Annotated in this window: 22 protein-coding genes; 15 read left to right on the top strand and 7 right to left on the bottom strand. The window is 72.2% G+C overall.

The annotated features are described in order from the left end of the window. Positions 1-8 precede the first annotated feature (8 nt). Positions 9-1,367 (bottom strand): DUF2252 domain-containing protein, encoded by a 1,359-nt coding sequence (locus CRV15_RS21955; protein ID WP_003956712.1) that lies wholly within the window; start codon positions 1,365-1,367, stop codon positions 9-11. A 351-nt stretch (positions 1,368-1,718) separates the two neighbouring features. Between CRV15_RS21955 and dnaE the strand changes: the two genes are divergently transcribed. Further along, positions 1,719-5,258 (top strand): DNA polymerase III subunit alpha, encoded by a 3,540-nt coding sequence (dnaE, locus tag CRV15_RS21960; RefSeq protein ID WP_003956713.1) that lies wholly within the window; start codon positions 1,719-1,721, stop codon positions 5,256-5,258. 156 nt (positions 5,259-5,414) lie between these two features. On the opposite strand, the gene CRV15_RS36015 is transcribed toward dnaE, so the two are convergent. Next, positions 5,415-5,591, bottom strand: a complete 177-nt coding sequence (locus CRV15_RS36015) for a hypothetical protein (RefSeq protein WP_009995875.1) — start codon at positions 5,589-5,591, stop codon at positions 5,415-5,417. Between the two features lie 429 nt (positions 5,592-6,020). Here CRV15_RS36015 and CRV15_RS21965 point away from each other — a divergent pair, with 429 nt between their 5' ends. The 4 genes from CRV15_RS21965 (at position 6,021) to CRV15_RS21980 (ending at position 9,803) form a co-directional block, all read left to right on the top strand. Next, entirely contained in the window at positions 6,021-7,253 is a 1,233-nt protein-coding gene (locus tag CRV15_RS21965; protein ID WP_009995874.1) for an NYN domain-containing protein, read from the top strand. A gap of 93 nt (positions 7,254-7,346) precedes the next feature. Next, on the top strand, positions 7,347-8,321 hold the full coding sequence (locus CRV15_RS21970; protein ID WP_230864214.1) for an ABC transporter ATP-binding protein: 975 nt from the start codon (positions 7,347-7,349) through the stop codon (positions 8,319-8,321). Continuing rightward, positions 8,318-9,154: an ABC transporter permease gene (locus CRV15_RS21975; RefSeq protein WP_003960163.1), complete on the top strand. Its 837-nt coding sequence runs from the start codon at positions 8,318-8,320 to the stop codon at positions 9,152-9,154. The genes CRV15_RS21970 and CRV15_RS21975 overlap by 4 nt, the downstream gene beginning before the upstream one ends. A gap of 34 nt (positions 9,155-9,188) precedes the next feature. Continuing rightward, a complete protein-coding gene (locus CRV15_RS21980; RefSeq protein WP_003956715.1) occupies positions 9,189-9,803 on the top strand; it encodes a hypothetical protein in 615 nt (204 codons plus the stop codon). A 1,141-nt stretch (positions 9,804-10,944) separates the two neighbouring features. Here CRV15_RS21980 and ybaK read toward each other — a convergent pair. The 4 genes from ybaK to CRV15_RS22000 all read right to left on the bottom strand — a co-directional run bounded on the left by ybaK (position 10,945) and on the right by CRV15_RS22000 (position 15,279). Further along, complete coding sequence (ybaK, locus tag CRV15_RS21985; protein ID WP_003960162.1) at positions 10,945-11,442, bottom strand: Cys-tRNA(Pro) deacylase; 498 nt, start codon at positions 11,440-11,442, stop codon at positions 10,945-10,947. A gap of 111 nt (positions 11,443-11,553) precedes the next feature. Continuing rightward, on the bottom strand, positions 11,554-12,294 hold the full coding sequence (locus CRV15_RS21990) for an LON peptidase substrate-binding domain-containing protein (protein WP_003956717.1): 741 nt from the start codon (positions 12,292-12,294) through the stop codon (positions 11,554-11,556). A gap of 11 nt (positions 12,295-12,305) precedes the next feature. Continuing rightward, entirely contained in the window at positions 12,306-13,346 is a 1,041-nt protein-coding gene (locus tag CRV15_RS21995; RefSeq protein WP_003960160.1) for a hypothetical protein, read from the bottom strand. Positions 13,347-13,674: 328 nt separating this feature from the next. Continuing rightward, complete coding sequence (locus tag CRV15_RS22000; RefSeq protein ID WP_003956719.1) at positions 13,675-15,279, bottom strand: hypothetical protein; 1,605 nt, start codon at positions 15,277-15,279, stop codon at positions 13,675-13,677. Positions 15,280-15,468: 189 nt separating this feature from the next. On the opposite strand from CRV15_RS22000, the gene hisD reads away from it, so the two are divergent. The 9 genes from hisD to CRV15_RS22040 all read left to right on the top strand — a co-directional run bounded on the left by hisD (position 15,469) and on the right by CRV15_RS22040 (position 22,754). Further along, the gene (hisD, locus tag CRV15_RS22005; RefSeq protein ID WP_003956720.1) at positions 15,469-16,791 is read left to right on the top strand and encodes a histidinol dehydrogenase; all 1,323 of its coding nucleotides are present in this window, start codon (positions 15,469-15,471) and stop codon (positions 16,789-16,791) included. After that, entirely contained in the window at positions 16,770-17,921 is a 1,152-nt protein-coding gene (locus CRV15_RS22010; protein ID WP_044955642.1) for a histidinol-phosphate transaminase, read from the top strand. The genes hisD and CRV15_RS22010 overlap by 22 nt, the downstream gene beginning before the upstream one ends. Continuing rightward, on the top strand, positions 17,918-18,511 hold the full coding sequence (hisB, locus tag CRV15_RS22015; protein WP_003956722.1) for an imidazoleglycerol-phosphate dehydratase HisB: 594 nt from the start codon (positions 17,918-17,920) through the stop codon (positions 18,509-18,511). The genes CRV15_RS22010 and hisB overlap by 4 nt, the downstream gene beginning before the upstream one ends. An 82-nt stretch (positions 18,512-18,593) precedes the next feature. Next, positions 18,594-18,758 (top strand): hypothetical protein, encoded by a 165-nt coding sequence (locus CRV15_RS36020; protein ID WP_003960157.1) that lies wholly within the window; start codon positions 18,594-18,596, stop codon positions 18,756-18,758. Beyond that, on the top strand, positions 18,755-19,399 hold the full coding sequence (gene hisH / locus CRV15_RS22020) for an imidazole glycerol phosphate synthase subunit HisH (protein ID WP_003960156.1): 645 nt from the start codon (positions 18,755-18,757) through the stop codon (positions 19,397-19,399). The genes CRV15_RS36020 and hisH overlap by 4 nt, the downstream gene beginning before the upstream one ends. After that, positions 19,396-20,121, top strand: coding sequence for a bifunctional 1-(5-phosphoribosyl)-5-((5-phosphoribosylamino)methylideneamino)imidazole-4-carboxamide isomerase/phosphoribosylanthranilate isomerase PriA (gene priA / locus CRV15_RS22025; protein WP_003956725.1), 726 nt, complete (start codon positions 19,396-19,398; stop codon positions 20,119-20,121). Before hisH ends, priA begins: the two co-directional genes overlap by 4 nt. Then, positions 20,118-20,540 (top strand): Rid family hydrolase, encoded by a 423-nt coding sequence (locus CRV15_RS22030; protein WP_003960155.1) that lies wholly within the window; start codon positions 20,118-20,120, stop codon positions 20,538-20,540. The genes priA and CRV15_RS22030 overlap by 4 nt, the downstream gene beginning before the upstream one ends. Continuing rightward, positions 20,537-21,292, top strand: a complete 756-nt coding sequence (gene hisF / locus CRV15_RS22035; protein WP_003960154.1) for an imidazole glycerol phosphate synthase subunit HisF — start codon at positions 20,537-20,539, stop codon at positions 21,290-21,292. Before CRV15_RS22030 ends, hisF begins: the two co-directional genes overlap by 4 nt. 256 nt (positions 21,293-21,548) lie before the next feature. Beyond that, positions 21,549-22,754: a cytochrome P450 family protein gene (locus CRV15_RS22040; RefSeq protein ID WP_029182887.1), complete on the top strand. Its 1,206-nt coding sequence runs from the start codon at positions 21,549-21,551 to the stop codon at positions 22,752-22,754. 76 nt (positions 22,755-22,830) lie between these two features. Here the strand turns inward: CRV15_RS22040 and CRV15_RS22045 are convergent, their stop codons facing one another. Beyond that, a complete protein-coding gene (locus CRV15_RS22045; RefSeq protein ID WP_003960152.1) occupies positions 22,831-23,463 on the bottom strand; it encodes a TIGR03085 family metal-binding protein in 633 nt (210 codons plus the stop codon). Between the two features lie 165 nt (positions 23,464-23,628). On the opposite strand from CRV15_RS22045, the gene hisI reads away from it, so the two are divergent. Beyond that, entirely contained in the window at positions 23,629-24,009 is a 381-nt protein-coding gene (gene hisI, locus CRV15_RS22050) for a phosphoribosyl-AMP cyclohydrolase (protein WP_003960150.1), read from the top strand. Positions 24,010-24,013: the final 4 nt, after the last annotated feature.

Consider the following 24,013-nt stretch of genomic DNA (forward strand, 5'->3'; position numbering starts at 1 on the left):
TGCGCCGCTCACAGCCCCGGTATCCGGCCGTTGCGGAAGAGATCCACGAAGATCTGGTGATCGGCCCGGGCCCGGGCGCCGTAGTCGTGCGCGAAGTCCACCAGCAGGCCCGCGAAGCCCTCCTCGTCCGCCGCGATCGCCGCGTCGATCGCCCGTTCCGTGGAGAACGGCACCAGCGAGTGCCCGCTCCCGTCGTCCGCCGCGCCGTGCATGGTGGCCGCCGCCCGGCCCAGGTCCGCGACGACGGCGGCGATCCGCCCGGGGTCGTCGAGATCGCCCCAGTCCAGATCCACCGCGTAGGGGGAGACCTCGGCCACGAGCTGCCCCGCGCCGTCCAGCTCGGTCCAGCCCAGCCAGGGGTCCGCGTGGTCCTGGAGCGCCCGCTGCGAGATCACCGTGCGGTGGCCCTCGTGCCGGAAGTACTCCCGTACCGCCCGGTCGCCGACATGGCGGGAGACCGCCGGGGTCTGCGCCTGCTTCATATAGATCACGACATCGTTCTCCAGGGCGTCGCTGGTGCCCTCCAGGAGGATGTTGTACGAGGGGAGGCCGGCGGAGCCGATCCCGATGCCGCGGCGGCCGACGACATCCTTCACCCGGTAGGAGTCGGGGCGGGCGAGGCTGGACTCGGGCAGGGTCTCCAGATAGCCGTCGAAGGCCGCGAGCACCTTGTACCGCGCGGCGGCGTCCAGCTCGACGGAGCCCGCGCCGGAGCTGAAGCGCCGCTCGGCCTCGCGGATCTCGGTCATCGAGTCCAGCAGCGCGAACCGGGTGCGCGAGCGGGCGTGCCGCAGCGCTTCGAGCAGCGGGCCCTCGGCGGTGTCCAGGGTGAACGGCGGCACCTCCGCGTCCTGCGCCCCGGCCGCGAGGGTGTGGATGCGCTCCCGGTAGGCGGCGGCGCAGATCCGCACCAGCTCGGTGATCTGCCCGTCGCTGAGCGCCTTGGAGTGCCCGATCAGCGCCAGCGAGGCGGCCAGCCGCTTCAGGTCCCAGGTGAAGGGGCCCACATACGCCTCGTCGAAGTCGTTCACATTGAAGATCAGACGGCCGTTCGCATTCATGTACGTGCCGAAGTTCTCCGCGTGGAGATCGCCGTGTATCCACACCCGGCTGGTGCGCTCGTCCAGATAGGGGCCGGTGGCGATCGCGCCGTCGCCGCGCGCCGTGTGACCCCGTTCCAGGTCGGCGTAGAAGAGGCAGGCGGCCCCCCGGTAGAACGCGAACGCCGAGGAGGCCATCTTGCGGAACTTGACCCGGAAGGCGTCCGGGTCGGCGGCCAGGAGCGCACCGAAAGCGGCGTCGAACTCACCGAGGATCTGCTCGCCGCGCTCTTCGGGAGTGATCTCGGCGGGGTGCGGTACCGACATCGCTGGGTGCCTCCTGGTGCAGGGAAATATCTGGATCGTGACGGGAAATGTCTGGATAAGGCAGGGAGAAGAGGGCGAGGGGAGCCGGTGGGGGAGCAGGCCGGAGGAGGACGGGAGTCCGCCGCCGGCCGGGCCCGGCCGGATGCCGTGCCTCAGCCACTCCAACGCCCGGCGGGCCCCGGAAGTGCCCCGGGGCGCGGCCGGTCCCGGCGCGCCCGCACGGCCATCCCCCGCGGCCCCCTCCGCTTCCCCGGTGGGCCGACGGCTGTCCGAGCCAAGTCGTAGACTTCCACGCTGTCCCCCCAGACACTCCGCCGCCTGCCGTCGCCCGTTCCTCTGGAGGCCCCCGCCGTGAGCAAACCGCCCTTTACGCATCTGCATGTGCACACGCAGTACTCACTGCTGGACGGTGCGGCGCGGCTGAAGGACATGTTTTCCGCGTGCAAAGACATGGGCATGTCGCACATCGCGATGACCGACCACGGCAATCTCCACGGCGCCTACGACTTCTTCCACCAGGCCAAGGGCGCGGGGATCACCCCGATCATCGGCATCGAGGCGTATGTCGCCCCCGAGTCCCGGCGGAACAAGCGGAAGATCCAGTGGGGGCAGCCGCATCAGAAACGGGACGATGTCTCCGGTTCCGGTGGTTATACGCACAAGACGATCTGGGCGGCCAACCGGACGGGTCTGCACAACCTCTTCCGCCTCTCCTCGGACGCGTATGCCGAGGGCTGGCTCCAGAAGTGGCCCCGGATGGACAAGGAGACCATCGCCCAGTGGTCCGAGGGGCTGATCGCCTCCACCGGCTGCCCCTCCGGCGAGCTCCAGACCAGGCTGCGCCTCGGCCAGTTCGACGAGGCCCTGAAGGCGGCCTCCGAGTACCAGGACATCTTCGGCAAGGGCCGCTACTTCCTGGAGCTGATGGACCACGGCATCGAGATCGAGCGCCGGGTCCGGGACGGGCTGCTGGAGATCGGGAAGAAGCTGGACATCCCCCCGCTGGTCACCAATGACTCCCACTACACCTTCGACCACGAGGCGGGGGCGCACGACGCCCTGCTGTGCATCCAGACCGGCAAGAACCTCTCCGACCCGGACCGCTTCCGCTTCGACGGCACGGGCTACTACCTGAAGTCCACGGACCAGATGTACGCCATCGACTCCTCGGACGCCTGGCAGGAGGGGTGCCGCAACACCCTCCTGGTCGCCGAGCAGATCGACACCAGCGGCATGTTCGAGGCGAAGAACCTCATGCCGAAGTTCGAGATCCCGGCGGGCTTCACCGAGGTCACCTGGTTCCAGGAGGAGGTCAGGACCGGGATGGCCCGCCGCTACCCGGGCGGCGTCCCCGAGGACCGCCAGCGGCAGGCCGAGTACGAGATGGACGTCATCGTCTCGATGGGGTTCCCGGGGTACTTCCTCGTCGTCGCCGACTTCATCATGTGGGCGAAGAAGAACGGCATCGCGGTCGGCCCCGGCCGCGGCTCCGCGGCGGGCTCGATCGTCGCGTACGCGATGGGGATCACCGACCTCGACCCGATCGAGCACGGTCTGATCTTCGAGCGGTTCCTCAACCCCGAGCGCATCTCCATGCCCGATGTCGACATCGACTTCGACGAGCGTCGGCGCGTGGAGGTCATCCGCTATGTGACCGAGAAGTACGGCGCCGACAAGGTCGCCATGATCGGCACCTACGGCACCATCAAGGCCAAGAACGCGATCAAGGACTCGGCCCGGGTGCTGGGCTACCCCTACGCGATGGGCGACCGGCTCACCAAGGCCATGCCCGCGGACGTCCTCGGCAAGGGCATCCCGCTCTCCGGCATCCTCGACCCCGCGCACCCCCGCTACAGCGAGGCGGGCGAGATCCGGGGCATGTACGAGAACGAACCGGACGTCAAGAAGGTCATCGACACCGCCCGGGGCGTCGAGGGCCTGGTCCGTCAGATGGGTGTGCACGCCGCGGGCGTGATCATGTCCAGCGAGCCGATCACCGACCACGCCCCGGTCTGGGTCCGGCACTCCGACGGCGTCACCATCACCCAGTGGGACTATCCGAGCTGTGAGTCGCTCGGCCTGCTGAAGATGGACTTCCTGGGCCTGCGGAACCTCACCATCATGGACGACGCCGTCAAGATGGTGAAGGCGAACAAGGGCATCGAGCTGGAGATGCTCTCCATCCCGCTGGACGACCCCACCACCTATGAGCTGCTGTGCCGGGGCGACACCCTCGGTGTCTTCCAGTTCGACGGCGGTCCGATGCGCTCGCTGCTGCGGCTGATGAAGCCCGACAACTTCGAGGACATCTCCGCCGTGTCGGCCCTGTACCGCCCGGGCCCGATGGGAATGAACTCCCATACGAACTACGCGCTGCGCAAGAACAAGCAGCAGGAGATCACCCCGATCCACCCGGAGCTGGAGGAGCCGCTCAAGGAGGTCCTGGACGTCACCTACGGCCTGATCGTCTACCAGGAGCAGGTGCAGAAGGCCGCCCAGATCATCGCCGGGTACAGCCTGGGCGAGGCCGACATCCTCCGCCGCGTCATGGGCAAGAAGAAGCCCGAGGAGCTGGCGAAGAACTTCACGATCTTCCAGGCGGGCGCCCGGAAGAACGGCTATTCCGACGAGGCCGTCCAGGCGCTCTGGGACGTCCTGGTGCCCTTCGCCGGATACGCCTTCAACAAGGCGCACTCCTCCGCGTACGGCCTGGTCACCTACTGGACCGCCTATCTCAAGGCGAATCACCCGGCCGAATACATGGCGGCCCTTCTGACCTCGGTCAAGGACGACAAGGACAAGTCGGCGGTCTATCTGAACGAATGCCGTCGCATGGGCATCAAGGTGCTCCCGCCGAATGTCAATGAATCGCAGTCGAACTTCGCCGCCCAGGGTGACGACGTCATTCTCTTCGGCCTCTCGGCCGTCCGGAACGTCGGCACCAATGTGGTGGAGTCGATCATCCGCTGCCGCAAGTCCAAGGGGAAGTACTCATCGTTCCCCGACTTCCTGGACAAGGTCGAGGTCGTCGTCTGCAACAAGCGGACCGTCGAATCGCTGATCAAGGCCGGGGCCTTCGACGAGCTGGGCCACACCCGCAAGGGCCTCGTCGCCCACCATGAGCCGATGATCGACAACGTGGTCGCGGTCAAGCGCAAGGAGGCCGAGGGACAGTTCGACCTCTTCGGCGGCATGGGCGACGACAGCGCCGACGAGCCCGGCTTCGGGCTGGACGTGGAGTTCTCCGACGTCGAGTGGGAGAAGTCCTATCTGCTGGCCCAGGAGCGGGAGATGCTCGGGCTCTATGTGTCCGACCATCCGCTCTTCGGCATCGAGCATGTGCTGTCCGACAAGTCGGACGCGTCGATCTCCCAGCTCACCGGGGGTGAGCACGCGGACGGCGCGGTGGTGACCATCGGCGGCATCATCTCCGGGCTCCAGCGCAAGATGACCAAGCAGGGCAACGCGTGGGCCATCGCCACCGTGGAGGACCTGGCGGGCTCCATCGAGTGCATGTTCTTCCCCGCTACCTATCAGCTCGTCTCCACCCAGCTCGTCGAGGACACGGTGGTCTTCGTCAAGGGGCGGCTGGACAAGCGCGAGGACGTACCGCGGCTGGTCGCGATGGAGCTGATGGTCCCCGACCTCTCCTCGGCCGGGACCAACGCGCCCGTGGTCGTCACCATTCCCACCGTGAAGGTGACCCCGCCGATGGTCACCAGGCTGGGGGAGATCCTCAGCCACCACCGGGGCAACACCGAGGTGCGGATCAAGCTCCAGGGGCCGCGCACGACGACCGTGCTCCGGCTGGACCGGCACCGGGTGCAGGCGGACCCGGCGCTCTACGGCGATCTGAAGGTGCTGCTCGGCCCGGCCTGCCTGGCCGGCTGACCGGCGGTCCCCGCGCCGCGGGGGAGGCCCGGTCCCCGCGCCGCGGGGGAGGCCGTCCCCGTACCGCACGGGGAGCGGCCGACCGACGGGGAGGGGGCGCGTCCACGACCGTGGACGCGCCCCCTCCCCGTCTTCGTCGTTCGTCAGCGGTGATCGTCAGTTGTGGCCAAAACGCCGCTGGTGCTTGCGGGCGACGTCGGCCGGGCTGCCCTGGGCCTGCGACTGCGGCTGGGCCCGCTCCTCGAAGGCGGTGGAACGGGATTCCTCCTTCGAGCGCTCCGCCGCCGCGGCGCGCTGCTGATGGGTGCCCTTGCGGTTCTTGTTCTTGGCCATGGGATGCCTCCAGAGGGGGTCGCGGGGCTGCGGCCGCGACCAGACTCACATATGGGACGATAGGCCGCATTTTGGATCATTGCCCTGGGTAAAGGGCCCTTGCTGTCGAACGGGCGGCTTCCGCCACGCCGATGATCGAGTTCCGGCCGTTAACCACTGGACCGTCGGGCAGACTCAAGGAAAACCCGGAACAATCCCCGGTCCGGAGGGATACCCGCGGGCCGTGCTCTCGTCCGGGACATCCGGCCCGCACTCCTTCCCGACCCCTCCAGAGCCACAGCGATCGACCGGTGGGCGGCCGGCGGACAAGCCGGTGGGCAAACCGTCTTTCAAGATCTATTCACGTAATTTTCAAGATCTTCAAGATTTCCTTGATGTTTCAGTCCCGAAGACCTCTGATACCCGAGTACCGGAAAGAGGGTGGAGCGTGTGGACCGCTGCGTTGTGCTGGTGGACGCCGGTTATCTGCTCGGCGCCGCCGCGAGCCTGCTGGCCGGGGAACCCGCGCGTTCCCGGATCACCGTCGACCACACCGCCCTCATCCAGGGCCTGAGAGAACTCGCCGAACGGGACACGGAACGGCCCCTGCTGCGCATCTACTGGTTCGACGGCGCGCCCGACCGGGTGCCCCAGCCGGAGCACCGGCGGCTGCGGGTGATGCCCCGGGTCACCGTCCGGCTCGGCGCCCTGACCCGCAGCGACGGCCGCTGGGCGCAGAAGGGCGTCGACGCCGCCATGCACGCCGAGCTGACCGAGCTGGCGCGCAACCGGGCCTGCTCGGACGTGGTGCTGGTGACCGGCGACGGCGATCTGCTGCCCGGACTGATGTCCGCCAAGGAACACGGCGTCGCCGTGCATCTGTGGGCCGTCCAGGCCGCCGACGGCGACTACAACCAGTCCGAGGACCTGGTCGCCGAGGCCGATGAGCGCCGGGTGCTGGACCGCGCCTGGATCACCACCGCCGTCCGCGCCAAGGAGCTGACCGGCGTCTGCGCCCCGCAGCCGGTGCCCCGGCCGGAGATCGCCGCCATCCTCTCCGCCCCACTGCCCGAGGCGGCCCTCGCCGCCGCGACCGCGGCCCCCGCATCGGCCCCCGAGACCGCCCGCAACGGCTCCCGGCCCGTCGCCGGGAGCACCACGGCGACCGCGCCCCCCGCGTCCAAGGGCGTCCCCACCCCCAAGGACCTGGCGGGACTGCGCGCCCCCGGCAGCCAGCCCCCGCAGCACCCGGCGACCGCGACCCTGCGCTGGTCGTCCGACAAGGGCTGGATCGAACGCCCCGGGGGCGGGGCGCCCGGCGAACCGCCGGAGAGCGCCTCCCTGCCCACCCTCGCCCAGCTCACCAGCGCCGAGCAGCGCTGGGCCGACCGGGAGGAGGACATCACCACCGTCGGCGGCGACCCCTTCGAGGTCGGCCAGGTGTTCGCCCGCCGCTGGATGGAACGGCTGCCCGAAGCCGGACATGTACAGAAACTCTCCGTCATGTACCCCCGGATTCCGCACCGGATCGACGGGGAACTGCTCCGCTACGCCGCGCGCTTCGGCCTCCTCGCCCACAAGGACGACCAGATCGACGAGCACGACCGCTATGCCATCCGGGCCGGTTTCTGGCGCGAGATCGACGTCCGCACCGCCGGCGACCACACCTCCGCGGGGGAGTGAGCCCACCGCCGCCACGGCCCGCGCCACGAAGTGAGCACGCCCCCGACGGGGAGCGGCGCGGAGGACCCCGTACTCTCGTACCTCGTGAGTACGGTGTGTGTGGTGCGGCGGCTGGTCAAGACCTACCCTGCCGCGCGCGCACGCCGGGGAGTCCCGGCGACGCCCGAGGTACGGGCGACGGACGGGGTCAGCCTGGAGGTCCGGGGCGGTGAGATCTTCGGTCTCCTCGGCCCGAACGGCGCCGGGAAGTCCACGCTCGTCCGCCAGCTCACCGGTCTGATGCGGCCCGACGCGGGCAGTGTCGAGGTGCTGGGCCACGACCTTGTGCGCCACCCCGAGCGGGCGGCGCGGCTCATCGGCTACCTCGGCCAGGAGTCCACCGCCCTCGACGAGCTGACCGTCGCACTGGCCGCCGAGACCACCGGACGGCTGCGCGGGCTCACCACCCGGGACGCCCGTGCCGAGCGGGACGGCGTCCTCGGCGAACTCGGCCTCGACGAACTGGCCGGACGGCCGCTCAAGAAGCTCTCCGGCGGTCAGCGGCGGCTCGCCTGCTTCGCCGCCACCCTGGTCGGGCGGCGTCCGCTGCTCGTCCTGGACGAACCCACCACCGGTATGGACCCGGTGGCCCGGCGTGCCGTCTGGGCGGCGGTCGACCGCCGCCGCGCCGAACACGGCACCACCGTCGTCCTCGTCACCCACAATGTGATCGAGGCCGAGACGGTGCTCGACCGGGTCGCGGTCCTGGAACGGGGCCGGGTGATCGCCTGCGACACCCCCGGCGGGCTGAAGGAACGGATCGCGGGCGAGGTACGCGTGGAACTGGTGTGGCGCGAACGGGCGCCGCTGGAGGTGCCCGAGGTGGCCGCGCTGCGCGGATCGGCACAGGAGTCCGGGCGCCGCTGGGTGCTCAGACTCGCGCCGGACGAGGCGCGCGCGGCCGTCGCCGCGGTGACGGGGGGCGCGGCGTTCGCCGCGCTCGACGACTTCACGCTGGCGACGCCCAGCCTGGAGGACGTGTACTTGGCGCTCGGGGGGAACGCGATGAAGGGGCTGGTCAAGGCGTGAGCATCGTGCCCGCTGAGGTGGTGTCCGACCGGACGCTGAGCGAGGGGACCGGGGCCCGGGGCGCGGAGGCCCGCGCCGCCGCGCCGCTCGCCCCCCGGGCGCGGCTGCTGCCCGCGCTCGGCGCCGTCTACCGCGCCCAGCTCTCCCGCGCCCGGGTCGCCCGGATTCCGCTGCTCTTCGTGGCGACCTTCCAATCGGTCGGGATCATGGTCCTGATGCGGGGCGTCGTCGACGGCGGGGACGAGGCCCGGGCCGTGGTCGCGGGCTCCTCCGTGCTGGTCGTCGCCTTCGTCGCGCTCAACCTCCTCGCCCAGTACTTCGGACAGCTCCGGGCGAGCGGCGGTCTCGACCACTACGCCACCCTGCCGGTGCCGCCCGCCGCGGTGGTCCTCGGCGCGGCGGGCGCCTACGCCTCCTTCACCGTGCCCGGTACCGTCGTCACGGCGGTCGCGGGCAGCGTGCTCTTCTCCCTGCCGCTCACCCATCTCTGGGTCCTGGTGGCGGTGATCCCGCTCGCCGGGGCGGCGCTCGCGGGGCTCGGCGCGGCCCTCGGGCTGCTCGCGCCCCGCCAGGAACTCGCCACCCTGCTCGGACAGCTCGGGATGTCGGCGGCGCTGCTGCTCGGTGTCCTCCCGGAGGCCCGGATGCCGGAGCCGATCGCGTACGCGCGTGATCTGCTGCCGTCCACCTACGGGGTCGAGGCCCTCGCCGAGACCTTCGGCGCCCGGCCCGACTGGGCGTCCGTCGCGCTCGATCTCACCGTCTGCGCGGCCGTCGGCCTGGTCTCGCTCGCGGCGGCCACCTGGGCGTATCGGCGCGCGGCGGTCCGATGAGGCGTGGCCCGCGCCCGCCTGGCACGATGTCCGGGTGACCGTACCGCTTTCGCCGCCGCCGAACGACGACCCCTGGCAGGCCCCGCCGCCCGAGGACGACGGGTCCGCCGCGGCCCCGGACCGCGCCACGGAGGTGCGCGAGGGGGTCCTGGTGCTGCTGGCCGTGACGGTCACGGGGGTGGCGCTGGGGCTGCTGTGGCTGTGGCTTGCGCCCCGGGTGCCGCTGATCTCCGACGGCAAGGCCGTCTTCCTGGAGAACTCCGAGGGCGAGGAGGCCGTGGGCGCCGACGGCGTCTTCGCGCTGCTCGCGCTCGGCTTCGGGGTGCTGACCGCGGTCGGAGCCTTTCTCTACCGCCGCCGCGGGGGTGTGCCGCTGGTGGTCGGTCTGGCGCTCGGCGGCATTCTGGCCTCCGTGCTCGCCTGGCGGCTCGGCGTCTGGCTGGGACCGGACCCCGATGTCGCCGCGCACGCCCGCTCGGTGGGCCGGGGTGTCCCGTTCGACGCCCCGCTCAAGCTCACCGCGAAGGGCATGCTGCTGGCCTGGCCGATCGCGGCGATGGTCACCCATCTGCTGCTCACGGCCCTCTTCGCGCCGAGGGACCCGGAGCCGCTGCCGCCCGCTCCCGCCGCCTGGCCCCCACGGACCTGAGCACAGCCCCGATCCTGATATATCCGGCTGCGTCGGGTCCTGCCCGGACCGGCGGCCCCGCCCCGGCCGCCGTCGCGGGCGGCGCGTCAGGCGGGCCTGCGGCCGTGGTTGGCCTTGCGGGTGCGCCACTTGCGCTTGCGGGTGCGTTTGGACATGGACTGCCGCCTCCCCGGTCCGAAGAGCCCTCTCCACGGTCGTAGCGGAGGAAACCCGCCCCGTCGAGCCCCGGGGACGCATTCCCCGCCAGGGCTTCGGCCCTCCGCGGAGTGACCGCCCTCCGGCGCGCTGAACGGTCCCGGAGCCGGGTTCCGCCCCGGAGGGCGGGTGTCGCGGCGCAGGATTGCGCGCGGACGCACGGCGAAGGATGGCGGGTATCCACCCTCGCTCCGCCGGGGATACCCCGCCCGGGCCGCCGGGCGCGGGAGAATGCGGGGACCTTCCAGGGCTCCGGACCCAGGTGTGGGCACACCTCTTGGGTCCTTCCGGTCCAGGTGTGGGCGGATACCTGCCTGGGTCTCCCGGTCCAGGTGTGGGGCATCTCCCGGGCCTCTGGGCCCAGGGGTGGGGGGCTTCGGGGTCGCCGGACCCAGGGGTGGGGGCACCTCTTGGGGCCTCCCGGCCCAAGGGTGGGCGGGGCCTTCCAGGGTCTCTCGGCCCAGGTGTGGGGGCACCTCTCCGGGCCTCTCGGCCCAGGTGTGGGCGGGGGACTTCCTGGGTCTCCCGGTCCAGGTGTGGGGCATCTCCCGGGCCTCTGGGCCCAGGGGTGGGGGGCTTCGGGGTCGCCGGACCCAGGGGGTGGGGCATCTCTTGGGGTCTCCCGGCCCAAGGGTGGGCGGGGCCTTCCAGGGTCTCTCGGCCCAGGTGTGGGGTACCGCCCCGGGTCTCCCGGTCCAGGTATGGGTGGGGACCTTCCAGGGCCTCCCGGTCCAGGTGTGGGTGGGGACCTTCCAGGGTCTCCCGGCCCAGGTGCGGGGGCGCCTCCCCCGGCCTCCCGGCCCAGGTGTGGAGGCACCTCCAGGGCCCCGGGCCCAGGGGGAGAGCCCAGGCGGCGGGGTGCTTCACCGCGCCGGGCACCCCGCCCGGGCCGCCGGGCGCGGGAGGAGCGCGGCGTCGCGGCGCGGACCGGCCGGGGCGGCCCTCCCTAGACGCGGCCGATCGGCGCCAGCACCGCCCCCGTCAGCTCCGCCAGGTCCCCGGGGGCCAGCTCCACCTCAAGGCCGCGCCGTCCGGCGGAGACACAGATCGTGGCGTGCCCCGACGCGGACCGGTCCAGTACCGTCCGCAGCCGCTTGCGCTGCCCCAGCGGCGAGATGCCGCCCCGGACGTACCCGGTGGTCCGCTCGGCCGCCGCCGGGTCGGCCATCGCCGCCTTCTTGCCGCCGACCGCCGCCGCCAGCGCCTTCAGGTCGAGCTGCCCCGCCACCGGGACCACCGCGACCGTCAGCTCCCCGTCCACGTCGGCGACCAGGGTCTTGAAGACCCGGTCCGGGGAGACCCCCAGCGCCTCGGCCGCCTCCTCGCCGTACGAGGGGGACGCCGGGTCGTGCTCGTAGGCGTGCACGGTGTACGCCGTGCCCGCCGCCGTCAGGGCCACCGTCGCCGGGGTGCCGCCGCTCTGCCTCTTCGCCTTCTTCGCCACGCGCGCTCCAGGGGTTCCACGGGTTCCTGATCCGGTCGGCCCCGGGCCCGCCCGGCGGCGGCGCGGTGCGCGTCCCGTCCGGGCCGGGACCGGGGCGGCGTCCCGGGGCCGTCAGTTGGGGTTCATCGGGGTCTGGGTGAGATGGACCATCGGCACCGACGGAAGGTGCCGCAGCACCGCCGTCTCGGTACGCAGGACGCGCAGCTCCTCGCGGAGCCGCGCCGCCGTGTCCGGGGCTTCGAGCAGCCGCTGTTTGCAGGGGGTGTCCAGCACCGCGGCGGAGGCCACCAGATACGAGACCACGGAGGGCTCGTCCGGCAGCTCGGCGCCGGTGGTGAGGGTCCGCTCACGCGCCCCGGCCAGCCGTTTCTGATAGTCGCGGAAGGCCCGCAGCACCCCTTCCGCCAGGGCGCCCGCGCCCTCGCCGGTCTGCTCCGGGATCTCCTCGACCTCCGCCGTCAGATAGGGGCCGGAGGAGTCGACCGAGAGCAGCCGCACCCGGGTGGTGCCGGTGGCGATCACCTCGAAGCCGCCGTCCTCGCGCTCCCGGATCGTGGCCGCGTCGGCGACACAGCCCACGGGGTGGAAGACCCGGATCGGGTCCTCGCCGAAGCCCGCCGCGGGTCCCCGCTCGGGCAGCGCCGTCGGGTCGGGCAGGCCCGGCGCGGTGGGCGCCACCTCGTGGCCGTCGCGGATGGCGACGACGGCGAAGAGGCGTGGCTCGGACCCGTCTTTCTTGAGGAGCTCGCGCATCATGGCGCGATAGCGCTCCTCGAAGACGTTCAAGGGCAGGACGAGGCCCGGGAACAGCACCGTGTTCAGCGGGAAGAGGGGCAGCCGTGCGGTGGTCACGACCGACAAGCCTAATGGGCCGGGCGACGGCCTCCCGTGGTCCTGGTCCGCAGGGGTGTCATGGAGGCCACCTGGATGCGTACCCCGCCCCGGGTGTCGAGGAACTGTCCGAGCGGATCGTCGGAGAGCCGGTTCCACGGGAACGAGGTGGCGCAGGGCCCGATCAGCCGGAACTGTTCCAGAGCCTCCTCCCAGCGCCCCTGGCGCACCAGGACGTACGCCGTCAGATTGCGGACCTCGGCCGGCCAGGGGTCCCCCGCGGGGTAGGCCGCCGACAGCGCGACGGCGCGGTCGGCCGCCGCGTCCGTCCGTTCCCGTTCCAGCGGGCCGCAGGGGTAGGCGCCGGTCAGCGCCGTGTCCTCCATCCGGGCGAACACCGCCCGCGTGGGCAGCGCCTGCACCAGCGAGCCGGGCAGCGCGTCCGCCGCCGCCTGCTCGGCGAAGTCGAAGCACTCGCGGTGCGAGCCGTACCACTGCGCGGAGAGATAGCGCAGGGCCGCCACATGGCAGCCGTAGTGGTGCGGGGAGCGGCTCAGGGCCTCTTCCCACAGGGTCTCGAAGTCGGAGTGACGCGCGTGGATTCCGCGGGCGTGGTCCAGGGCGATGCGCCAGGGCACCGGGTCGCGGGGGGTGGCCTCCGCCGCCGCGTCGATGAGCGGACCGATCTCCCGCAGCCGCTCCGTGCGCACCGGCGAGTCCCAGGCCCTGCGCACCGCCAGCTCCGCCTTGACCGTCAGCGCGTCCGGGTCGCGGGGCGCGGCGGTCAGCCAGGAGGAGAGCCACTCGCCGCGGGAGTGGGCGAAGTAGGCCAGGCGCATCACATAGCGGTCGCGGTTCTCCCACTCGGCCGCGTCCCGGGTGGTCGCCAGCAGCTTCGCCGCGGGTTCGTACTCCCCGAGGGCCGCCGCCACGAGAGCCGGGCCGACCCGGTCGTCGGGCGCGTCGAGGAGCACCGCGTCATCCGGCGGCAGACCGTCGGCCAGCCGGGGGGCGTGGCGGATCATGCGCGAGGTGCGCAGCAGCGCGCGAAGCAATGACATGGTGCGGACCATTGAAAGGCGCAGGTGGGGGCGGCGCCAGAGGGTGGCTGTGAAGCTTTGGTGGCGGCAGGAAGGTTGTTCTGGCGAAGGCCAAGAGACGGTAAAGAAAGAGGCGGAGGTGCGGCGGATGGGCCGGGAGTGCCGGGGTCTCCGCCCCTGAAGAAACTCTCAACACACCAGTCTCACAGGTCACATGAAAATCAGAGCGAGCATACGTACCTCGTGTCCCAGGGCCCCCGCTTCTGCCGGGGAACGGCTGAAAGTCCTCGGTCCCCACCCGGCTCCGGGACGGCGACCACCCGGCTCCCCGTCGGCTCCGGCCGTCCGCCCGGCCCCGCGCTCAGCCCCGGCTCAGCAGCCGTGACGCCCCCGCCGCCACCGTCGTCGCGAGAATCCACCCCAGCATCACCAGCACCGCCGCCACCCACTGCCAGGGCCCCTCCAGCTTCCAGTGCCCGTCCTGGCCGAGATTGATCACCGGGATCAGCAGATCGAGCGCGTACAGCGGCGCGCTCCACTCCGGATGCTCGTCCTTCTTGATCGGGGCCGGATCGACCTGCGCGAACGCCAGCGCGCCCGCCGCCCACAGCACCGCCATCCACAGCGCCGCCCGGCCCGGCCGATAGCCGTACGCCACCGTCCAGTCCTGGAGGAACCCCCAGAGCTTCGCCGCCAGCGGCAGCGTCTCCCGGCGCCGGCGCTGCTTCGCCAGCAGCACCTCCCGGGCGTCCGCGTCCTCCCCGCTGTTGCGCAGCACCGTCGCCAGCCGCTCATAGGGCTCGGGGGAGTACTCGGGGGTCGCCGACGCCACCCACTCCAGCCGCCGGGCGAGCGGGAACTCCTCGTACGGCACCAGGTTCTCGTAGACGAAGCCGCCCATGGCGAGCCCGCCGGGCCCCGGCCAGCTCGCCGCCTGGTCGACCAGCGTCACCACCTTCGCCCCGTTCAGCACCACCCGCCCCTCCTCCGGGCGCTGGGCGTTGAACCGCAGCTCCGGGCTGACGATCCGGCGCAGCGACAGCTCCTCGCCCTGGCCCAGCACGAACCGGGCCCGGTGCAGATCCACCGCGTCCCCGAACCGGCCGTCGTCCAGCCGCACCCCGCCGTAGCACTCGAAGGGCTGAAGCCTGCTGCTGCGCCCCGACGCGGCGCCGACCGGGATGCCGAACGGGGGGGTGGGGTTCTGGTTGCCGGTCAGCTCGCTGACCCACGCGCCCGTCATGTAGAGCGTGCGCTCGACGGTGAGCTGCGGCGCGTTCAGCGCGCGGCGCTGGCCCGCCGCTCTGAGCCTGCTGCCGCGCAGACTCAGCGACACGCCCACCTTGGCGCCGCGCAGACTCACCTCGCCATAGCTCTCGATCAGCTCCGCCTGGAGGTCCTGCGCCACCGAGAGACCGTCGGCGGTGATCGCCCGGCCCCGCCGGTCGGGCCGTACATGGATCTGGTTGATCAGCAGATCCGTGCCGATCTGCGCGTCCGTCAGCCGTATCCCGTGCTCGACCCGGCAGCGCGGCAGATGGAGGTCACCCTCGGTGCGCAGCCGGGCCGCCTCGATCCGGGGTATCGCGCAGCCGACCATGCGGACGGTGGTGAAGTGCGCCTCCGGGAACCAGACCTCGTTCTCGAAACGGCAGTTGTACAGCTCCACATAGGGCGAGACGCTGCCGCCCGCGAGCTTCAGGGTGCCGGTGATCTGCCCGCCGCGCAGCTTGAACGCCGTGACCCGGCCCGGCTGCGGCGACGGCCCGCTCAGCAGCAGCCGGGCGACGACACCGGCGCGCACCCTGCGCTCCGGGCCCCAGGGGCGCGGCGAGAAGGGATCGTTCAGCAGCGGGTCGGGATCGCTCAGATCGAAGGTGCTGCCGTTGCGGAACGCGTTCCACATGCGCTGCTCGGTCGGGGTCAGATCCTGCGGCGGCCCCTCGTCGTCCGGCGGCTCGGTCAATGACGCTCCTCCGCTTCCTCGGTGTCATCGGATGGTGGCGCAGCGTGCGCGACCACCCCTACTGGCGTTCTTCCCGCTGGGTGACCGGATGAACGCTAGTGGTCATCGCCGCCGGGGGGAGTCCTGGGGCGTGTATCAGCCAGTGATACGGAGAACGCCAGCCGAATCGGGTCTGCGAGAATTGACCCTGTGATTTCCCGAATCGATCTGCGCGGTGACGCCCTCCCCGAGGGTGCCGCCCTGCGCGCGCTGCTGCCCCGTGCCGAGTTCGATGTGGCCGCCGCCCTGGAAAAGGTGCGGCCCATCTGCGAGGACGTGCATCATCGCGGCACCGCGGCGCTGATCGAGTACGCGGAGAAGTTCGACGGGGTGACGCTGGAGCGCGTCCGGGTGCCCGCCGCGGCCCTCGCGGAGGCCCTGGCAGGGCTCGACCCCGAGGTCAGGGCCGCCCTGGAGGAGTCCATCCGGCGGGCCAGGATCGTCCACCGCGCCCAGCGCCGCGCCCCGCACACCACCCAGGTGGTCCCCGGCGGCACCGTCACCGAGAAGTGGGTGCCGGTCGAGCGGGTCGGCCTGTACGCGCCCGGCGGGCGCTCCGTCTACCCGTCCTCCGTGATCATGAACGCGGTGCCCGCGCAGGAGGCCGGGGTCGAGTCCATCGCCCTCGCCTCGCCGCCGCAGCGGGAGCACGGCGGCCTGCCGCACCCGACCATCCTCGCGGCCTGCGCCCTGCTCGGCGTGGACGAGGTGTACGCGGCGGGCGGCGCCCAGGCCGTCGCGATGTTCGCGTACGGCACCGAGGAGTGCGCCCCCGCCAACATGGTCACCGGCCCCGGCAACATCTGGGTCGCCGCCGCGAAGCGCTACTTCACCGGAAGGATCGGCATCGACACGGAGGCGGGCCCGACCGAGATCGCGGTCCTCGCCGACGCCGGGGCCGACCCGGTCCATGTCGCCGCCGACCTGATCAGCCAGGCCGAGCACGACCCGATGGCCGCCGCCGTCCTGGTCACCGACTCCGCCGAGCTGGCCGACGCCGTCGAGCGCGAGCTGAAGCCGCAGGTCGCGGCCAGCAAGCACATCGACGACCGGATCGTGCCCGCCCTCGGCGGCAGGCAGTCCGCCATCGTGCTGGTCGACAGCGTCGAGGACGGACTCACGGTCGTCGACGCCTACGGCGCCGAGCACCTGGAGATCCAGACCGCCGACGCCGCCGCGCTCGCCGCCCGGGTGCGCAACGCCGGAGCGATCTTCGTCGGCCCGTGGGCGCCGGTCTCCCTCGGCGACTACTGCGCGGGCTCCAACCATGTCCTGCCCACCGGCGGCTGCGCCTGCCACTCCTCCGGGCTCTCCGTCCAGTCCTTCCTGCGCGGCATCCACATCGTGGACTACAGCCGCGAGGCGCTGGCCGACGTCGCCCACCATGTCGTCACCCTGGCGGAGGCGGAGGACCTGCCCGCGCACGGCGCGGCGATCAAGGCGAGGTTCGGATGGAAGGTGCCCGGCAAGTGAGCGAGACCCCCGCCCGGGGCGACGGGCTGCACCCCGACGACCTCCCCATCCGGGAGGAGCTGCGCGGCAAGTCCGCCTACGGCGCCCCCCAGCTCGACGTCCCCGTCCAGCTCAACACCAACGAGAACCCCTATCCGCTGCCGGAGCCGCTGGTCGAGCGGATCGCCGAGCGGGTCCGGGAGGCCGCGCGCGGCCTCAACCGCTACCCCGACCGGGACGCCGTCGAGCTGCGCACCGCGCTGGCCGGGTATCTCACCCGTACCACCGGCCACCCCGTCACCACCGACCAGGTCTGGGCCGCCAACGGCTCCAACGAGGTCATCCAGCAGCTCCTCCAGACCTTCGGCGGCCCCGGCCGCACCGCGATCGGCTTCGAGCCCTCGTACTCGATGCACGGTCTGATCTCCCGGGGCACCGGCACCCACTGGATCTCCGGCCCGCGCGCCGAGGACTTCACCATCGACCCCGGCGCCGCCGCCCGCGCCGTCGCCGAGCACCGGCCCGATGTCGTCTTCATCACCTCGCCCAACAACCCCACCGGCACCGCCGTCGACGCGGACACCGTCCTCGCGCTGTACGAGGCCGCCCAGGCGGTCGGACCGACCCTGGTCGTGGTGGACGAGGCATATGTGGAATTCAGCCACCGGCCCTCGCTGCTGCCGCTGATCGAGGGCCGCCCCGAGCTGGTGGTCTCCCGCACCATGTCGAAGGCGTTCGGCGCCGCCGGGCTGCGCCTGGGCTATCTCGCCGCGCACCCCGCCGTGGTGGAGGCCGTCCAGCTGGTGCGGCTCCCGTACCACCTGTCGGCCGTCACCCAGGCCACCGCGCTGGCGGCGCTGGAGCACACTGATACCTTGCTGGGGTATGTGGAGCAGCTGAAGGACGAGCGCGACCGGCTCGTCGCCGAGCTGCGCGCCCTCGGCTTCGAGGTGACCGAATCGGACGCCAACTTCGTCCAGTTCGGCCGGTTCCCCGACGCGCACGAGGCGTGGCGGAAGATCCTCGACCGGGGCGTCCTCGTCCGTGACAACGGCGTCCCCGGATGGCTGCGGGTCACCGCGGGGACCCCGGCCGAAAACGACGCGTTCCTCGACGCGGTCCGTGAGTTGAAGAAGGAGCAGCGCGCATGAACCGCGTGGGCAGGGTGGAGCGCACCACCAAGGAGACATCCGTCGTCGTCGAGATCGATCTCGACGGCACCGGACAGGTCGAGGTGTCGACCGGGGTCGGCTTCTACGACCACATGCTCGACCAGCTCGGCCGCCACGGCCTCTTCGACCTCACCGTCAAGACCGAGGGCGATCTGCACATCGACACGCACCACACCATCGAGGACACCGCCCTCGCGCTGGGCGCCGCCTTCCGGCAGGCCCTCGGCGACAAGGTCGGCATCTACCGCTTCGGCAACTGCACCGTGCCGCTGGACGAGGCGCTGGCCCAGGTCACCGTGGACCTCTCCGGCCGCCCCTACCTGGTGCACAGCGAGCCCGAGAACATGGCGCCGATGATCGGCTCGTACGACACCACCATGACGCGGCACATCTTCGAGTCGTTCGTCGCGCAGGCGCAGATCGCGCTGCACATCCACGTCCCGTACGGCCGCAACGCCCACCACATCGTCGAGTGCCAGTTCAAGGCGCTCGCCCGCGCCCTGCGCTACGCCAGCGAACGCGACCCGCGCGCTGCCGGAATCCTCCCGTCCACCAAGGGGGCGCTGTGAGCGGCGCACGCGCGGCCTCCGGGCCCCGGACGAGGGCCGCGCGGGTGTGCCGCGCGGGTGGCACGGCGAATGGAGAAGCGCGATGACCGGGCTCTCCACGATCCTCATCGTCGTCGGACTCTTCCTCCTCGGCGGCGTGTACTCCTTCGCGCAGCAGAAGCTGCCCCGCGGCGTGATCGGGCTGCTCGCGTTCGGCGCGGCGATGTGCCTGGTCGCCGGGGTCATGCGGCTGGATGTGTGGGCATGAGCGGCGCACGGAGGAAGGTCGTCGTCCTCGACTACGGCTTCGGCAACATCCGCTCCGCCGAGCGGGCCCTCGTCCGGGTCGGCGCCGAGGTCGAGATAACGCGCGACTTCGACACCGCCATGAACGCCGACGGGCTGCTCGTCCCCGGCGTCGGCGCGTTCTCCGCGTGCATGGAGGGGCTGCGCGCCGTCCGCGGTGACTGGATCATCGGCCGTCGGCTCTCCGGGGGGCGCCCGGTGATGGGCATCTGCGTCGGGATGCAGATCCTCTTCGCGCGCGGCATCGAGCACGGCGTCGAGACGGACGGCCTGGACGAGTGGCCCGGCACCGTCGGCCCGCTCAAGGCACCCGTCGTCCCCCACATGGGCTGGAACACCGTCGAGACTCCCGAGGACAGCGAGCTGTTCGCCGGGCTCGACGCCGACGCCCGCTTCTACTTCGTGCACTCGTACGCCGTGCACGACTGGGAGCTGGAGGTCACCAACCGGGCCATCCGCGCCCCCCGCGTCACCTGGGCCACCCATGGCGAGCGCTTCGTCGCCGCCGTGGAGAACCGCGCCCTGTGGGCGACCCAGTTCCACCCCGAGAAGTCCGGCGACGCCGGTGCCCAGCTGCTGACCAACTGGATCGGAACACTGTGAGCAAGCTCGAACTCCTCCCCGCCGTCGACGTCCGCGACGGCCAGGCCGTCCGGCTGGTGCACGGCGAGTCCGGCACCGAGACCTCCTACGGCTCCCCGCTCGACGCCGCTCTGGCCTGGCAGCGCGCGGGCGCCGAGTGGCTGCACCTGGTCGACCTCGACGCGGCCTTCGGCACCGGCGACAACCGCGAGCTGATCTCCGAGGTCACCCGCGCCATGGACATCAAGGTCGAGCTGTCCGGCGGCATCCGCGACGACGCCTCCCTCGCCGCCGCCCTGGCCACCGGCTGCACCCGGGTCAACCTGGGCACCGCCGCGCTGGAGACCCCCGAGTGGGTCGCCAAGGTCATCGCCGAGCACGGCGACCGCATCGCCGTCGGCCTGGACGTGCGCGGCACCACCCTGCGCGGCCGGGGCTGGACCCGCGACGGCGGCGACCTCTACGAGACCCTGGCCCGCCTCGACGCCGAGGGCTGCGCCCGTTACGTCGTCACCGACATCGCCAAGGACGGCACCCTCCAGGGCCCCAACCTGGAGCTGCTGGCCAGTGTCTGCGCCCGCACCGACCGGCCCGTCGTCGCCTCCGGCGGCGTCTCCTCGCTCGACGACCTGCGCGCCATCGCCTCCCTGGTCCCCCAGGGCGTGGAGGGCGCGATCGTGGGCAAGGCGCTCTACGCCAAGGCGTTCACCCTGGAAGAGGCGCTGGCCGTGGTGGCGGAATGACCGAAGGCAACGCCATCGGCGGTTCCGGCGCCATCCAGCGGGTGCAGAGCGGATCTCCCTGGGAGGACGCCTTCGGCTTCGCCCGCGCCGTGGCCGCCGGTGACCGGGTCGTCGTCGGCGGCACGACCTCGTTCAAGGGGTCCGTGCTGCACGGCGAGGGCGACCCGTACGAGCAGACCCGGGTCGCCATCGGGAACGCGCTCGCGGCGATCTCCTCGTTCGGCCTGGGCCCCGAGTCCGTGGTCCTCACCCGGCTGATCCTCACCCACGCCCGGGACGCCGACGCGGCGGGCCGCGCCCACCACGAGGTCTTCGGCTCCGTCCGTCCGGTGATGACCCTCTCGGTGGTCTCGGGCTTCGTCGACCCGCGCATCCTGGTCGAAGTGGAACTCGAAGCGTATCGAGGTGCGTCCGTATGACACTGGCCGTCAGGGTCATCCCCTGTCTGGACGTCGACAACGGCCGGGTCGTCAAGGGCGTCAACTTCCAGAACCTCCGGGACGCGGGCGACCCCGTCGAGATGGCGAAGCTGTACGACGCCGAAGGCGCCGACGAGCTGACCTTCCTCGACATCACCGCGTCCTCCAGCGACCGCGAGACCACCTATGACGTGGTGCGCCGCACCGCCGAGCAGGTCTTCATCCCGCTGACCGTCGGCGGCGGGGTCCGCGCCGCCGACGATGTGGACCGGCTGCTGCGCGCGGGCGCCGACAAGGTGGGCGTCAACACGGCGGCCATCGCCCGGCCCGAGCTGATCCGCGAGATCGCCGAGCGGTTCGGCCGTCAGGTGCTGGTGCTCTCCGTGGACGCCCGGCGCACCCCCTCCGGGTCGTTCGAGGTCACCACGCACGGCGGACGCCGGGGCACCGGCATCGACGCCGTCGAGTGGGCCCACCGCGCCGCCGAGCTGGGCGCCGGGGAGATCCTGCTCAACTCGATGGACGCCGACGGCACCAAGGACGGCTACGACACCGAGATGATCCGGGCGGTGCGCCGCCATGTGACCGTGCCGGTGATCGCCAGTGGGGGCGCGGGCCGGCTCGCGGACTTCCCCCCGGCCGTCGACGCGGGCGCCGACGCGGTGCTCGCCGCCTCCGTCTTCCACTTTGGGGATCTGCGGATTCCGCAGGTCAAGGAGGTACTGCGGGAGGCGGGCCACCCCGTCCGCTGATCGGCTGGACCCCTGCGGAAGGACCCCGGCGGCACCCGCCGGGGTCCCCGTGTGTCCGGAGCCGGACGGCCCGCGTGTATCCGGGGCCGGGTGGTCCGCGTGTGTCCGGGGCCGGGTGGTCCGCGCGCGGCGGCGCCGGGAACACGCCACCGGCGGCGGGCTCCGCCCGCGCGGATCGTCCGAGAAGCGGCGTTCCCCGGCCGCCCGGGCCGGGTATCACGTGCGTTCGACCTCTGTCCTCACCAGGGAGAACCGCATGTCCACCCCGCCTGCCGTCGATCTGCTCCAGCTCAGCCCCGACTTCGAACGCGACCCCTTTCCCGTGTACGCGGCGCTCCGCGCCCAGGGGCAGGTCCACCGGGTGCGGGTGCCCAGGGGGATGGATCTGTACCTCATCGTCGGCCACGAGGCATGCCGTGCCGCGTACACCGAACCGCGGTTCAGCAGGGACTGGGTGGGGTCCGGCCATCTCTCCACGATCTCGGAGGTCGACCCGGACCAGCCGGTGCTGACCCATATGCTGCTGACCGACCCGCCGGTCCACACCCGGCTGCGGCGGCTGGTGACCCGGGAGTTCACCCCCCGCCGGATCGAGGCCCTGGCCCCCCGGGTCCAGCGGATCACCGATGACCTCCTGGACGCCATGCTCGCCGACGGGAAGCGGGAGGCGGACCTCGTCCCGTCCTTCGCCTTCCCGCTGCCGATGGCCGTCATCTGCGAGCTGCTGGGCGTGCCCGCGCTGGACCGCACCCTGTTCAGCTCCTGGTCCCGCGAGATCGTCGCGCCCATGGACCCGGCGGCGGAGAAGGCGGCCTACGAGCAGATGGGCGTCTATCTGCTGGAGCTGATCGCGGCCAAGCGGGCCGACCCCGGGGAGGACCTGCTCAGCGGGCTGATCCACACCGTGGACGAGGGGGGTGACCGGCTCTCGCCCCAGGAGCTGGTCGGGATGTGCGCGGTCCTCCTGGTCGCGGGCCACGAGACCACTGTCAACCTCATCGGGAACGGTGTCCGCGCGCTGCACGCCCACCCCGAGCAGCTCGCCGAGCTGCGGGCCGACTGGAGCCTCCTGGACGGGGCCGTCGAGGAGATACTGCGCTACGACGGGCCCGTGGAGAACAGCACGATCCGGGTGGTCCTGGAGGACGTGGAGCTGAGCGGGGTGACGATACCCAAGGGGTCGGCCGTCCTGATCGCCCAGGCGGACGCCGACCGCGACCCCGAGCGCTTCGACGCCCCGGACACCTTCGACATCCACCGGGACTCCCGGGGGCACATCGCCTTCGGACACGGCATCCACCACTGCCTGGGGGCGCCGCTGGCCCGGCTGGAGGCGCGGATCGCCTTCCGCAGTCTGCTGGAGCGCTGCCCCCGGCTGGAAGTGATCAAGAAGGACCGGGAGCTGCCCTGGGCCGAGGGCATGCTGATCCGGGGGGTCAAGGAGCTTCCGGTGCGCTGGTGACGCCACCACCGGTGACATCGCCGGGCGCGGACCCGTTCCGCCGGGTCCGCGCACCGGGTGGGCCGTTTGCCGGGGGTCAGACGCCGAGCCGGGCCGTCCGCACCCGGTCCACCGCGTCCTGCTCGCCCTCCAGGTCCACCTGCGCCGCGTCCTGCCGCCCGAAGGCGAAGAGCGTCAGCTCGCCCGGCCCGCCCGTCACCGTCACCACCGGCGTCCCCCGGTGCGCGACCGCCGTCCGGCCGTCCGGGGTCCGCAGTACCAGCCCCGCCGGTGATCTGCGCCCCAGCAGCCGGGCGCCCTTCTCCAGCCGGGCCCAGAGCGCGTCCTCGAAGACCCGGTCCAGCGGGCGGGGCGTCCAGTCCGGCTGGGCCCGCCGCACGTCCTCGGCGTGGACGAAGAACTCGACCGTGTTCGCCGCCTCGTCCACCTGCTTGATCGCGTACGGGGACAGCCGCGGCGGCCCGGTGCGGATCAGCTCGATCAGCTCCTCGTACGGCTTCGCCGCGAACTCCGACTGCACCCGCTCCAGCCGGGTGCGCAGCGCCCCGATCAGCAGTCCGCCCGCCGCGTCCGCGCGGCGCTCGCGCACCACCACATGGGCCGCGAGGTCCCGGGCCGTCCAGCCCTCGCAGAGCGTGGGCGCCTCGGGCCCGGACGCCTCCAACAGATCGGCGAGCAGCAGCCGTTCGCGCTTGGCATGGGTCGACATGCGGCCAGCCTACGGCGAGCGCGCCCGGTCCGCCCACCGGAGGCCCGCCGGGCCGTCCACCGCGGGCCCGCCGGACGCCTGCCCGGTCCACCGGGGGGAGGGCTCCGCGGTCCGCCTGCCGGACGCCCGCCCGGCCCTCCCGCCGGGCGCGGCACAATGGGCGGCATGACCAGTGGTTCCGCACCCGTCCCCCCGCCCGCGAGCGGGCTGGACCCCGAGATCGCCGCCCGCCTCAAGCGCGGCGCCGACGGGCTCTTCCCCGCCATCGCACAGCAGTACGACACCGGTGAGGTGCTGATGCTGGGCTGGATGGACGACGAGGCCCTGCACCGCACCCTCACCACCGGCCGCTGCACCTACTGGTCGCGCAGCCGCCAGGAGTACTGGGTCAAGGGCGACACCTCCGGCCATGTCCAGCACGTGAAGTCCGTCGCGCTCGACTGCGACGACGACACCGTGCTGGTCCGCGTCGACCAGGTCGGCGCCGCCTGTCACACCGGGGACCGCACCTGCTTCGACGCGGGCACCCTCCCGCTCGCCCAGTAGGGTC

The sequence above is a fragment of the Streptomyces clavuligerus genome (genome assembly GCF_005519465.1).
Taxonomy (GTDB): Bacteria; Actinomycetota; Actinomycetes; order Streptomycetales; family Streptomycetaceae; genus Streptomyces; species Streptomyces clavuligerus.

Excerpts from the sequence above, each read along its gene's own strand:
- CRV15_RS36015 (WP_009995875.1), bottom strand. The coding sequence starts at position 5,591 with ATGGCCAAGAACAAGAACCGCAAGGGCACCCATCAGCAGCGCGCCGCG.
- hisF (WP_003960154.1), top strand. The coding sequence starts at position 20,537 with ATGACACTGGCCGTCAGGGTCATCCCCTGTCTGGACGTCGACAACGGC.
- hisI (WP_003960150.1), top strand. The coding sequence starts at position 23,629 with ATGACCAGTGGTTCCGCACCCGTCCCCCCGCCCGCGAGCGGGCTGGAC.
- CRV15_RS22030 (WP_003960155.1), top strand. The coding sequence starts at position 20,118 with ATGACCGAAGGCAACGCCATCGGCGGTTCCGGCGCCATCCAGCGGGTG.
- CRV15_RS22045 (WP_003960152.1), bottom strand. The coding sequence starts at position 23,463 with ATGTCGACCCATGCCAAGCGCGAACGGCTGCTGCTCGCCGATCTGTTG.
- CRV15_RS22040 (WP_029182887.1), top strand. The coding sequence starts at position 21,549 with ATGTCCACCCCGCCTGCCGTCGATCTGCTCCAGCTCAGCCCCGACTTC.
- hisH (WP_003960156.1), top strand. The coding sequence starts at position 18,755 with ATGAGCGGCGCACGGAGGAAGGTCGTCGTCCTCGACTACGGCTTCGGC.
- CRV15_RS22010 (WP_044955642.1), top strand. The coding sequence starts at position 16,770 with ATGGAAGGTGCCCGGCAAGTGAGCGAGACCCCCGCCCGGGGCGACGGG.
- CRV15_RS21955 (WP_003956712.1), bottom strand. The coding sequence starts at position 1,367 with ATGTCGGTACCGCACCCCGCCGAGATCACTCCCGAAGAGCGCGGCGAG.
- hisB (WP_003956722.1), top strand. The coding sequence starts at position 17,918 with ATGAACCGCGTGGGCAGGGTGGAGCGCACCACCAAGGAGACATCCGTC.
- CRV15_RS21995 (WP_003960160.1), bottom strand. The coding sequence starts at position 13,346 with ATGGTCCGCACCATGTCATTGCTTCGCGCGCTGCTGCGCACCTCGCGC.
- CRV15_RS36020 (WP_003960157.1), top strand. The coding sequence starts at position 18,594 with ATGACCGGGCTCTCCACGATCCTCATCGTCGTCGGACTCTTCCTCCTC.